General features: G+C 39.9%; 9 protein-coding genes. 8 read left to right on the forward strand and 1 reads right to left on the reverse strand.

The features are described 5' to 3' along the window. The first annotated feature begins 3 nt into the window (after positions 1-3). From gyrA to BM398_RS05365, 4 genes are read left to right on the forward strand one after another with little or no spacing between them, the layout of a single operon-like run. A complete protein-coding gene (gyrA, locus tag BM398_RS05350) occupies positions 4-2,565 on the forward strand; it encodes a DNA gyrase subunit A (RefSeq protein WP_026667313.1) in 2,562 nt (853 codons plus the stop codon). A 24-nt stretch (positions 2,566-2,589) separates the two neighbouring features. After that, positions 2,590-4,044, forward strand: coding sequence for a GGDEF domain-containing protein (locus BM398_RS05355; protein ID WP_092336742.1), 1,455 nt, complete (start codon positions 2,590-2,592; stop codon positions 4,042-4,044). 1 nt (position 4,045) lies between these two features. Continuing rightward, the gene (locus BM398_RS05360) at positions 4,046-4,807 is read left to right on the forward strand and encodes an exodeoxyribonuclease III (RefSeq protein ID WP_034462119.1); all 762 of its coding nucleotides are present in this window, start codon (positions 4,046-4,048) and stop codon (positions 4,805-4,807) included. A gap of 12 nt (positions 4,808-4,819) precedes the next feature. Next, positions 4,820-5,779: an AEC family transporter gene (locus BM398_RS05365; RefSeq protein ID WP_026667315.1), complete on the forward strand. Its 960-nt coding sequence runs from the start codon at positions 4,820-4,822 to the stop codon at positions 5,777-5,779. Between the two features lie 16 nt (positions 5,780-5,795). Here the strand turns inward: BM398_RS05365 and BM398_RS05370 are convergent, their stop codons facing one another. After that, the gene (locus BM398_RS05370) at positions 5,796-6,722 is read right to left on the reverse strand and encodes an alpha/beta hydrolase (RefSeq protein ID WP_092336743.1); all 927 of its coding nucleotides are present in this window, start codon (positions 6,720-6,722) and stop codon (positions 5,796-5,798) included. Positions 6,723-6,885: 163 nt separating this feature from the next. Here BM398_RS05370 and arfA point away from each other — a divergent pair, with 163 nt between their 5' ends. The 4 genes from arfA to BM398_RS05390 all read left to right on the forward strand — a co-directional run bounded on the left by arfA (position 6,886) and on the right by BM398_RS05390 (position 12,259). After that, a complete protein-coding gene (arfA, locus tag BM398_RS05375) occupies positions 6,886-8,394 on the forward strand; it encodes an arabinosylfuranosidase ArfA (RefSeq protein ID WP_092336744.1) in 1,509 nt (502 codons plus the stop codon). Positions 8,395-8,463: 69 nt separating this feature from the next. Continuing rightward, a complete protein-coding gene (locus tag BM398_RS05380) occupies positions 8,464-9,987 on the forward strand; it encodes an MBOAT family O-acyltransferase (RefSeq protein WP_092336745.1) in 1,524 nt (507 codons plus the stop codon). 14 nt (positions 9,988-10,001) lie between these two features. Beyond that, on the forward strand, positions 10,002-11,096 hold the full coding sequence (locus BM398_RS05385) for a hypothetical protein (protein WP_092336746.1): 1,095 nt from the start codon (positions 10,002-10,004) through the stop codon (positions 11,094-11,096). 77 nt (positions 11,097-11,173) lie between these two features. Beyond that, a complete protein-coding gene (locus tag BM398_RS05390; RefSeq protein ID WP_026656284.1) occupies positions 11,174-12,259 on the forward strand; it encodes an undecaprenyldiphospho-muramoylpentapeptide beta-N-acetylglucosaminyltransferase in 1,086 nt (361 codons plus the stop codon). Position 12,260: the final 1 nt, after the last annotated feature.

Genomic DNA, 12,260 nt, shown 5'->3' on the forward strand with positions numbered 1-12,260 from the left:
GAAATGGCTGATAATAATAACAATAACAACAACGAACTGTCAGATGACGTTTTTGATAAAGTCACTACTGACAGAATAAAGGAAGTAGATCTTCAGAAGACAATGGAAGCAGACTACATCGATTATGCCATGAGCGTAATCGCATCACGTGCGCTTCCTGACGTAAGAGATGGTCTTAAGCCTGTACAGAGAAGAATTCTGTACTCTATGATCGAACTTAACAACGGTCCCGACAAGCCGCACCGTAAATGTGCGCGTATCGTCGGTGATACAATGGGTAAATACCATCCTCACGGTGACAGCTCTATTTATGGAGCCCTCGTTAATATGGCACAGCCCTGGTCAATGAGGTGTTGTCTTGTCGACGGTCACGGAAACTTTGGATCTGTCGACGGTGACGGCGCTGCTGCTATGCGATACACAGAGGCACGTCTTACAAAGATCGCAATGGAGATGACTGCGGATATCGGAAAAGATACCGTAGACTTTACTCCGAACTTCGATGATACAGAAAAAGAACCTGCAGTTCTCCCCAGTAGATATCCTAACCTTCTGGTAAACGGAACAACAGGTATCGCGGTAGGAATGGCAACAAACATTCCTCCTCACAACTTAAGAGAGATAATCGCAGCGGTTGTTAAGATGATCGATAACCGCGTGCTTGAAGACAGAGAAACAGATATCGAAGAAATTCTTTCGATAGTAAAAGCTCCCGATTTCCCTACAGGTGGAATAATCCTTGGAACAAGAGGAGCGGAAGAAGCTTACAGAACAGGTAGAGGAAAAGTAATAGTAAGAGCCGTAACAGATATCGAGCCTATGCAGAACGGCAAGAACAGAATTGTTGTTACAGAGCTTCCTTACCTCGTAAATAAAGCAAACATGATCTCAAAGATTGCTGAGCTTGTTAAGCTTAAAAAGCTCGACGGAATAACAGCGCTTAGAGATGAGTCTGACAGAGAAGGTATGCGTGTTGTAATTGAGCTTAGAAACGATGTTAACCCTAACATCATGCTCAATAAACTTTATAAGCATACACAGATGCAGGATTCATTCGGAATCATCATGCTTGCGCTTGTAAATAACCAGCCTAAGGTTATGAGCATCACAGAGATGCTTAAGCACTACATCGCTCATCAGGAAGATGTAGTAACAAGAAGAACAAAGTATGATCTTAACAAAGCTGAAGAGCGTGATCATATCTTACAGGGATTGCTTATTGCCCTTGATAATATCGATGAAGTAATCAAGATCATAAGAGGCAGCGAGACAGTTGCTCTTGCTAAGGAACAACTCATGGCCCGCTTTGGTCTTACAGATGTTCAGGCTCAGGCAATTGTTGATATGAGACTTCGTACTCTCACAGGTTTGGAGAGAGACAAGCTTGAACAGGAACATGCTGAACTCCTTAAGAAAATCGAGGAATTAAAAGCTATTCTTGCAGACAGAAAGATACTTCTCGGAGTTATCAAGAAAGAGATAACAGAGATTTCCGATAAATACGGTGATGAAAGAAGATCACAGATCGGACATGACGATTCAGATATTGACATGGAAGATCTGATTCCTAATGTAAATACAGTAATTGCAATGACAAATCTCGGATATATAAAGAGAATGTCAATTGATAACTTTAAGGCTCAGAACCGTGGAGGAAAGGGAATCAAGGGAATTACCACAATCGATAATGACTTTGTGGAAGATATCCTTATGACGACCACCCACAATTATGTAATGTTCTTTACCAACACAGGTAGAGTTTACAGACTTAAGGTTTATCAGATTCCTGAGGCATCAAGAACTTCAAGGGGAATGGCAATCGTCAACCTCCTTCAGCTTGCTCCGGGAGAAAAGATTACAGCTATGATTCCTGTTAAGGGCTTTGAAGATGAGGATAAGAGCCTCTTTATGGTAACTAAGAAAGGTACTGTAAAGAAAACTCCTATTACTGACTTCATAAATGTCAGAAAGACAGGACTTGCAGCTATCAATCTTAGAGATGATGATGAACTTATTGAAGTTAAGAGTGTTCAGAAGGGTGCTGAAGTATTCCTTGTAACAAAGAACGGAATGTGTATCCACTTTGATGAGGAAGACGTAAGAGCAACCGGAAGATCATCAATGGGTGTAAGAGGTATGACACTTGACGATACAGATGAGATTGTCGGAATGCAGCTTAATACTCAGGGTGATTCACTTCTCATAGTTTCTGAAAAAGGATATGGAAAGAGAACAGTTCTCAGTGAGTTCAATAACCAGTTCAGAGGCGGAAAAGGTGTAAAGTGCTACAAGATAACCGAGAAGACAGGAGCTGTTATCGGTGTTAAGGCAGTTAACGAAGATAACGAGATCATGATGATCACAAATGCCGGAATCATAATCCAGCTTCGTATGGACGAGATAACTGTCCACGGAAGAGTAACATCCGGAGTAAAGATGATCAATCTTGACAAGGGAGTTACTGTAGCAAAAATTGCCAAAGTTAGAGAAAAAATCTCTGACGGAGATAAAGAACTCGATAATATCGATGAAGTAAACGACGGCGAGATAGACGAAAAGGCTTAATGTATTTCGAGTGATGGGGGAAGTATGAAAATCGGACTTGTAATCTCTGAACTAGAGGATAATGAAGTCAAGAAAATCTGTATAGGTGCTAATAAAGCGGCAGTTGACAAGGGGATAACCCTTGTCATCATGCCGGGTAAATACCTTGTAAATAATGACGATGTTGATGAAAAACATCCTTACAGATTTCAGAACACAGCTCTTTTTAAATACGCAACAAAGCTTGGATTTGACGCGGTAGTAATTGATATTGAGCGAATCGGAAAGAATGTTGCCATCTTAAAGAAAGAGGCTCTTTTAAAGACCTTTTTTGAAATTCCTTTTCTGACTCTTACCGAGCAGGAAGGATATGTTGCTTCTAAAAAAATAATGTCTGATCACGGATATCTTGAACAGCAGGGATATCAGGCTATTTGTGATGCAGTGTCATATGCAGAGACAGGAAAGCTTTCAAATGAAGAGCCTTCCTGTGTTTTCTCGTTCATAGAAGAGTCAGAAGCAGAGGCTCTTTCTGTAATTTCAGAAATAGGAACAAGACTTTTTAACCGAAAATTCGAGGTAGAAGGTCTTTATAAGTCAATGGGACAGATAAATGCAGAGCATGGTGTAAAAAACTGCGGCCTGTTCCTGTATGACAAAAAGATAAGAAATACTTTCAAACATCCTTGGGAATTCCCCGAAAAAATTAGAATTAAGAGTGCGATTGTAGACGGAACCGAAATAGTAACCGGAAACAGCACTGAAATAGATACAGATAAGATATTAGAGGTCTTTGATAACGGTACGCCCAAAGTCCTTGTTGCCGGAAATATCTTTGTCGGCCAGTATCAGCTTGGACTTATGGTAACGGAGTTTAATCCAAGAATACTCATAAATAATTATTTTGACAGCCTTGTTGGAATAGTTACGGTAAGTTCCAGAGTTTCATACCTAGAGACAGAGATTGATAAGACACAAAAAGAACTTCTGGAAGTTCAGGAAGAACTCGCAAGGGATGACTCTGTTCTCGATCATATCGGAGGACAGGATTATCTGACGGGCGGACTTAACAGAAGAGGCTTCTTTGCGAAAGCTTACGATTATCTCAAAGAGAATTTTGAAGCAGGAAAATATGCGGTTGTTGCGTATATAAGAATGGATTCTCTTAAGAAAATAAATGATGTATACGGACACAACGAAGGTGATCAGGCAGTAAGAGAAGTTGCAGAGATACTGGATATTGTGTTTAAAGATTGCATACACGGAAGAATTCGTGGTGATGAATTTGCAGCTATTTCTGTATCTTCAGAAGAAGGAATGGCGGAGAATTTCCGTGAGGAAATGTCATCTCAAAACGCAGCACTTCTTGAAAGATCGAAGAGATATATCAATTATCTTCAGTATTCGGTCTGCGAATTCAGCTATGAAGACAATCTTTCTCTTAGAGAGATGTTAAAAGAAACAGACGAAAGTCTGCAGAGAGTAAAAGGAAATTTCTAACATGGGATTAAAGCTTGTATCATGGAATGTCAACGGACTGAGAGCATGTGTTTCAAAAGGCTGCTTTCAGGAATTTATGGATAACGAAAAACCTGATGTAATCTGCCTTCAGGAGACCAAACTTCAGGAAGGACAGATCAAAATGGATCTTCCTGGATATGAAGAATACTGGAACTATGCGGAGAAAAAGGGTTATTCGGGAACAGCTATTTTTACAAAAGAAAAGCCGATTTCTGTAACCTACGGACTTGGAATTGAAGAGCATGACCACGAAGGAAGAGTCATTACAGCTGAGTATAACGATTACTATCTCGTAACTGTCTATGTTCCAAATGCAAAAGAGGATCTTTCAAGACTTGAATACAGACAGGTTTGGGAAGATGATTTTCTTAAGTATATCAAAAAGCTCGAAGAGACAAAGCCTGTAATTTATTGCGGCGACTTAAACGTAGCTCACAAGGAAATCGACCTTAAGAATCCCAAGACAAACAGAGGACATGCGGGCTTTACGGATGAAGAAAGAGCAAAGTTCGATAACGTACTTGCAGCAGATCTTGTGGATACTTTCAGATATTTTTATCCCGACCTTGAGGGAGCATATTCATGGTGGTCATACAGATTCCATGCAAGAGAGAAGAATGCAGGGTGGCGTATTGACTACTTCGTTGTATCAAAGTCGCTCATGCCTTCCATAGAGGATGCCAAGATTTACAGTAACGCTCTTGGATCGGATCATTGTCCCGTCGGACTAATATTGAAATAAGAGTAATGAATCATGAATAATTTGATCTTTAGTTTAAATGCAACGCTTCCTGTTTTTCTTTTAATGATCTTTGGTTATCTGATGAATAGAATAGGGTTTATAGACGATAAAGCAGCTTCGTGGATGAACAAATTTGTTTTTAAGATTTCACTTCCCATGCTGCTTTTTGTTGACCTTGCAGATCAGGATTTCAAAGGAACATGGAACGGCAAGTTTGTGCTTTTCTGCTTTATGGCAACAATAATAAGCATCGTAGTGATCTTCGGTTTTTCTTTTCTCTGTGTAAAAGAGAAGGGAAAAAGAGGAGAGTTTATACAGGGAGCGTACAGAAGTAGCGCCGCTCTACTCGGTCTTGCCTTTATCCACAATATCTACGGAGATGCAAGCACCGGAATGGGACCGCTTATGATACTCGGAAGTGTCCCTCTTTACAACATCTGTGCAGTTATAATTCTGATGTTCACTGCAGAAAATGAAGGCGAAAGTGACAACAAGAATGAAATGATAAAAAAGACTGCAATCGGAATAGCCAAGAATCCGATCATCATTGGAATAATAATAGGTCTTTTGTGGTCATTGTTCAGAATACCAAAGCCTGCAATACTTTCGACATTTACAGAAAATATCGCAAGACTTGCAACTCCGCTGGGACTTATGTCGATGGGAGCTTCTTTTGAAATAAAAAAAGCGCTTAAGGAAATCAAACCTGCGCTTATTGCTACGTTTATAAAACTATTTGTTCTTGTAGGAATCTTTTTACCGATAGCGGTAAGTATGGGATTTATGGGCGAACAGATTGTTGCGATACTCATAATGCTTGGATCTGCAACAACAGTAAGTTGCTATATCATGGCCAAAAGCATGGGACATGAGGGAGTTTTGAGCAGCAGCATAATCATGATGACTACTTTAGGATGCTCTTTTTCCCTCACATTCTGGCTTTTTGTACTTCGTTCTATAGGAATAATCTGAGCGTGTCAGTATTTCTTTAGAAGTCTGTCTTTGACAGGAAAGATCTTATCTTACCCCAATAATTTGCGGGATCTGTAACTACTCCCTGAATGTGCCCCGATCCAAGGATTATGCAATACATCTTGTCGCATTTTGCAGCTTCGTAAAGACGAGAGCACATCTGGGGATCTATTACCGCATCTTCATCACCATGTATGAAAAGTGTGGGAGTCTTTGATTTAGAAACCGCATCAATCGGTCTTACATCGTTAATATCAAATCCCGAGCGAAGATATATTATAAATCTTGCAAGTGCGACGATGATAGGAGCCGGAAGTAAGGAGCCTTTCATAGTCTTATATGTTTTTGCAAACTGCTTTCTTAAATTTGAATAAGAACTGTCTGAGATAGCGGCTTTTACATTTTCCGGAAGGTGTTCACCTGTTGTCATAAGGACCGTTGCCGCACCCATAGACATTCCGTGAAGAAGAATCGATGCCTGTGGATCTCTTTTTATAATCCAATAAATCCATTCCATTATATCAAGCCTGTCATCAAGGCCATATCCGACATACTTTCCTTCACTCTTTCCGAATCCGCGAAGGTCGGGAAGAAGACAATTTACATCAAGTGAAAGATAGTACTGCGCGTAGATTCCGTTATACTCGTGGTTATCTTTGATTCCGTGAACAAGGATAACGTATCTGTGTGAGTTGCTGCTTGCGGGAATGTACGTAGCGTGAAGCTTGAGACGGTCGATACTGTCTATGTACATGTCCTGTTTGTCTTTATGATTTCTTACAAACATTCTTCCGGCTGTAACAGCTTTGTCGTAATCAGGACTTTCATCGGTATGCTGAACAGGTACGGATGTAAGCTTATAGATATAATTGGTTAGCGCGTAAGCTCCACCAAGAAATGCAGAGAAAATGCCGAATTTAAGAACTGAATTTTTTTTGCTCATTTAAAGAATACCTCGTGTGTAAAGTTTTAAGGGCATCATCATTTAAGCCTCTCCAATATATATTATCATTTTTTTTATAGATAAATGCATTTTTTAGTTTTCTTTTTACAAAGAATGGAATATTATATTTATATAAATATAAATTACTTTAGGAGAATGTAAAATGAAAAAAGAAAACAAAGTAACGTTGTGCATAGATAAAAGTTTTACCGTAGGAAAGGTGGACAAAAGAATCTATGGCTCTTTTATCGAGCATCTGGGAAGAGCGGTCTATGAAGGAATCTATCAGCCTGACAGCAAATTTGCTGATGAGAACGGATTTAGAAAAGACGTTATTGAGCTGGTAAAAGAAATCGATGTACCTGTTGTAAGATATCCCGGAGGAAATTTCGTCTCTGCGTTTAGATGGGAAGACAGCGTAGGACCTGTAGATGAGAGACCTGCAAGACTTGAGCCCGCTTGGGGAGTAATCGAGAGTAACAGATTCGGACTTGATGAGTTCATGAACTGGTGTAAAAAAGTCGGAACCGAGCCCATGTATGCAATCAACCTCGGAACAAGAGGAATCGAAGATGCCAAGAATGTAGTTGAATACTGCAATATTGAGAAAGGCACATATTATAGTGACCTCAGAATTAAGCACGGAGTTAAGGATCCATACAAGATAAAGCTCTGGTGCCTTGGAAATGAGATGGACGGACCTTGGCAGATAGGTCACATGACACCTGAAGAGTACGGACTTAAGGCAGGACGTGCCGGACACCTTATGAAGATGATCGATCCTGAGATTGAGTGTGTAGTATGCGGATCTTCAGGAATCGGAATGCCTAAATTCGGCGAGTGGGAGAGAGTCGTTCTTGAGAACAGTTATGACAACGTCGATTACATCTCACTTCACACATATTATGACAATGAAGAGGACAATACTCCCAACTTCCTAGCAAGCAGCGTATCTATGGATAAGTTTATCGAGAGCGTTGTCAGCATCTGCGACTGCGTAAAGGCAACAAAGAGATCGGATAAGACAATAAATCTTTCATTTGATGAGTGGAATGTATGGTATCACTCAAAGAAAAAAGATGCAGAGCTTGATAAGTGGATGGAGCACCCTCATCAGCTTGAAGAGGATTACAATCTTGAAGATGCTCTTCTTGTCGGTTCAATGATGATCACATTGTTAAGACACGCAGACAGAGTAAAGATTGCTTGTCTTGCACAGCTTGTAAATGTTCTCAGCCCTATAACAACAACCGATAACGGCGTGTTTAAGCATACAATCTTCTATCCTTTCATGCAGTCAAGCAGATACGGAAGAGGTGAGGTTCTTAATACAATTGTAAAGGTGCCTACTTACGAGTCAAAGCACGGAGATGCTCCCTATGTTGATTCTGTAGTAGTAAGTGATGAGGAAAACGGCGCACTTACTATATTTGCCGTAAACAAGGACCTTGAGGATGACTTTGAACTTACCTGCGATTTAAGACAGTTTGCGGACTACAAAGTTGTAGAGCACAGCGTACTTACTCACAAAGATGTTAAGGCAGGAAATACAGAAAACAATCCTGATGAAGTAAAGCCTTCAGATAACACAAATGCAGCATCTAACGATAATGGAGTGCTTAAGACAACACTTCCCGCAAGAAGCTGGAATGTGATAAGACTTAAAGTTTAATCAGAAATTATAAAAATTTCTGTCACAATATGATATACTCTCTATGATGTAAGAAAACGGAGAGTATTAATGGGTTTTAATTCATTTACGTTTATATTGGTATTTCTTCCGATACTGATGATCGGTTGGTATATACTTAATAGATTGCAGAAATATACGGTGGCAGACGTATTACTTATCATCATGTCATTGTATTTTTACTACACATTTGGTGTGGATTTCCTGATCATTTTGTTTGTAAGTATCGGCGTGAACTATGCACTTAGTGCGCTTGTAAGTAAGATAGATTCAAGAAATACCGGAAATATAACTTTTTACAAAAAGCTCATAAAGGTAATAGGAGTGCTATTTAATTTAGGACTCCTATTCTACTTTAAATATCTTGGCTTTTTCGCCGACAATCTCAACGCAGTTTTAAAAACGGGACTGACAGTTGATAAGATAATCATGCCCATAGGAATCAGCTTTTTTACCTTTGGGCAGATTTCTTATATTGTTGACAGGGCAAACGGTGAGGCACCGCACTATAACTTCATCGAATACGTGCTCTATACTGTTTATTTCCCAAAGCTTATACAGGGACCTATCGCTTTCCATAAGGAGATGATCGACCAGTTCAGGGATAAGTCACTTAGAAACTATGATTCCGTGAAGTTCGCAGGTGGACTTATGTCTTTTGTAATAGGTCTTTCAAAGAAAGTGATTTTGGCGGATGTTCTCTCAAGAGTCGTAAATTACGGCTTTGAGCAGACATATTATCTTGATACACTGACTGTTACGGCAGTTATGCTCGCCTATACTTTCCAGATCTACTTCGACTTTTCCGGATATTGCGACATGGCAAACGGCATCAGTCTAATGCTTGGATACAGGCTTCCTATAAACTTCAATTCACCTTATAAGGCAGCGTCCGCAAAAGAGCTGTGGCAGAGATGGCATATGACTTTGTCGCGCTTTTTTATCAAATATGTCTACATACCTCTTGGTGGTAGCAGAAAAGGAAGATACCGCACGATAGTAAATGTCCTCATAGTCTTTATTTTGAGCGGACTCTGGCATGGAGCAGGCTGGACATACGTCTGCTGGGGACTTATGCAGGGACTTTTGGTAGTATGGGATGACCTTGGAATAGTAAGTACCGAGAAAGAAGGAAAATTCCTTTTTAGAAAAGAACCATTACTTGTAATTCCTAAGGCACTGGGAAGAGCAATGACATTTATAGCTTTTGTGGCTTCGCTAATATTTTTCAGATCTGAATCTGTGGAAAAGGCACTGGCAATGTTCAGAAGACTGTTCTTCTTTACTTATCCGGGATTCCTTACAAGAACTGCCGCAAACCTTGATATCGCGGAAAACTACGTTTTCAGACAGTTCCTGTCTCAACTTGGCGGAATAGATGAAAATGTAATTTATATGATCACTATGTTGGTATATCTTGCGGTAAGTGGATTTATCATCACGAGAAAGAACACGGAAGAAATAATAGAAACAACAACATTTGATAAAAAGACGCTTATTGGAATCACAGTTCTTTTCCTGTGGTCGTTCGTATCATTGTCGGCAGTAAGTACATTTATTTATTTTCAGTTTTGATTTTTTTAGAGAATATGGAAAAAGAAAACAATTCAAAAAAGTTTATAAAAAGATTCCTTGTGGCAGTACTTGCAGTGGCCGTGCTTATCGCGGGTGTTGTTGTATTTTTTGACCCGTTCTATCATTACCACAAGCCCTGGTGCGGTCTTAAGGCGGTTCTAAATGACAAGGAATACCAGTGCGTGGGAACACTTAGGAATTTTGACTACAACGCGCTTTTGGTGGGATCTTCCGTAATGGAGAACAACAACAATGCCTGGTATGATGATGCCTACGGTGTTAAGTCGATAAAGGCAATAAGGTCTTACGGCGCAACTGCAGATCTTTGTTATCTATTGGAGGTTGCTTACGAGAATCATGACCTTGACTATGTCTTTTATAATATAGATCCGTCATCGCTTGTCGCAGATGCAGAGACAACCTTTGAAGCAGCGGGATGTCCGATGTATCTCTATGACAAGAACCCTATAAATGACGTGAATTATCTGTTTAATAAGGACGTGTTGTTTGAAAAGATACCGTATCAGGTCGCAAACTCATTTATGGGAGACTACGACGAGGGACTTTCCTATAACTGGGCGAAGTGGAAAACTTTTGGCGCCGATCAGACTCTTTCAATCTACTTCCGTCAAAAGAATGTAGTTCCTATGCTTGATAAAGATGTGCATAAAGATAAAGTGCTGAAAAATATCGAGCTGCTTACAAAGCAAGTAAGAGAGCACCCTGATACAAAGTTCATTTTCTTCTATCCCGCATATTCGATGCTTTGGTGGGACGGAGCCGTTAGGACAGGCGAAAGAGACGCATTTATCCAAAGCGAGAAGATGATGACAGAGGAACTTTTAAAGTATGACAATGCGAAAGTTTTCTGTTTCCAGGGCGAAGAAGAAATAGTGACAAACCTTGATAATTACATGGATTCGATACATTTTTCTCCTGACATAAATAAGTTCATGCTCGATAAGATCATTGAGGGGCAGAACGAGCTTACTGAGAGCAATTACAAGGAAAAACTTGATGAAGTAAAGGCATTATCTGAAAAGATAGTTAAAAAAATAATGCCCGAATATGAAGCAGAAGACCGTTTTGTATATGATATGACAGAATAATATATAGTTTATTTGCAAAAAAAATGGTATACTATCTGCACAGTGTTAAGAATTTTTTTACGGAAGAAGGAATAATCGTGAGTGATTCTGTTACAAAAAAAATCGTACTTACAGGAGGCGGAAGCGCAGGACATGTTACACCTAACATCGCGCTGATCCCCGCATTAAGAAAAGCCGGATATGATATCTATTACATTGGTTCATATAGCGGAATAGAAAAGAAACTGATAGAGGACTATAACGTACCGTATTTCGGAATAGCAACAGGAAAGCTCAGACGATATTTCGATCCGAAGAACTTTACGGATCCCTTCAGAGTATTAAAGGGATTTGCAGAAGCAAAGAAAATATTAAAAAAGATACAGCCTGACATAGTTTTTTCTAAGGGAGGCTTTGTAAGTGTACCGGTAGTAAGAGCTGCAGGCGCGCTTAAGATACCTTATATCGTGCATGAATCAGATATGACACCCGGACTTGCCAACAAACTCAGTATTGCAGGTGCCAACAAGATCTGCTGTAACTTCCCTGAGACAATGAGACTTCTTCCCGCGGAGAAGGCAGTGCTCACAGGAACACCCATAAGAGACGAGCTTGGAATGGGTGATGCCGCTGAGGGTAAGAAATTATGCGGCTTTGAAGATGATAAGCCTGTACTTATGGTAATCGGCGGAAGTTTGGGAGCACAATCCGTAAACGAAACAGTCAGATATGCTCTTCCCAGATTATTGCCTAACTTTAATATTGTTCATATCTGCGGAAAAGAGAAGATGGATAACTTAAAGCTTACTCTTCCCGGATACAAGCAGTTTGAATATGTAAAGAATGAGCTTAAAGACATTTTTGCGATGGCAGATATTGTTGTATCAAGAGCAGGTGCAAATTCAATCTGCGAGCTTCTTGCGCTCAAAAAGCCCAATATTCTCATACCTCTTTCAACCAAATCAAGCAGAGGTGACCAGATGCTAAACGCAAGATCCTTTGAGCAGCAGGGCTTTTCGATTGTAATCGACAACGACGATCTCGATGAAGATATTCTTGTTGAATCAATAGAGGATCTTTATGAGAATCGTGAGAAATATATAGAAAACATGAGGAACAGCAACCTTCATAGCGCTACAGATACGATAGTAGGGCTGATTGACAATGAATTAAAAATTCAGTGAC

It is taken from the genome of Butyrivibrio sp. M55, assembly GCF_900116865.1.
In the GTDB taxonomy this organism is placed as follows: Bacteria; Bacillota; Clostridia; order Lachnospirales; family Lachnospiraceae; genus Butyrivibrio.

Coding starts and splice junctions, on each gene's coding strand:
- BM398_RS05360 (WP_034462119.1), top strand. CDS start 4,046: ATGGGATTAAAGCTTGTATCATGGAATGTCAACGGACTGAGAGCATGT.
- arfA (WP_092336744.1), top strand. CDS start 6,886: ATGAAAAAAGAAAACAAAGTAACGTTGTGCATAGATAAAAGTTTTACC.
- BM398_RS05365 (WP_026667315.1), top strand. CDS start 4,820: ATGAATAATTTGATCTTTAGTTTAAATGCAACGCTTCCTGTTTTTCTT.
- BM398_RS05385 (WP_092336746.1), top strand. CDS start 10,002: ATGGAAAAAGAAAACAATTCAAAAAAGTTTATAAAAAGATTCCTTGTG.
- BM398_RS05355 (WP_092336742.1), top strand. CDS start 2,590: ATGAAAATCGGACTTGTAATCTCTGAACTAGAGGATAATGAAGTCAAG.
- BM398_RS05380 (WP_092336745.1), top strand. CDS start 8,464: ATGGGTTTTAATTCATTTACGTTTATATTGGTATTTCTTCCGATACTG.
- BM398_RS05370 (WP_092336743.1), bottom strand. CDS start 6,722: ATGAGCAAAAAAAATTCAGTTCTTAAATTCGGCATTTTCTCTGCATTT.
- gyrA (WP_026667313.1), top strand. CDS start 4: ATGGCTGATAATAATAACAATAACAACAACGAACTGTCAGATGACGTT.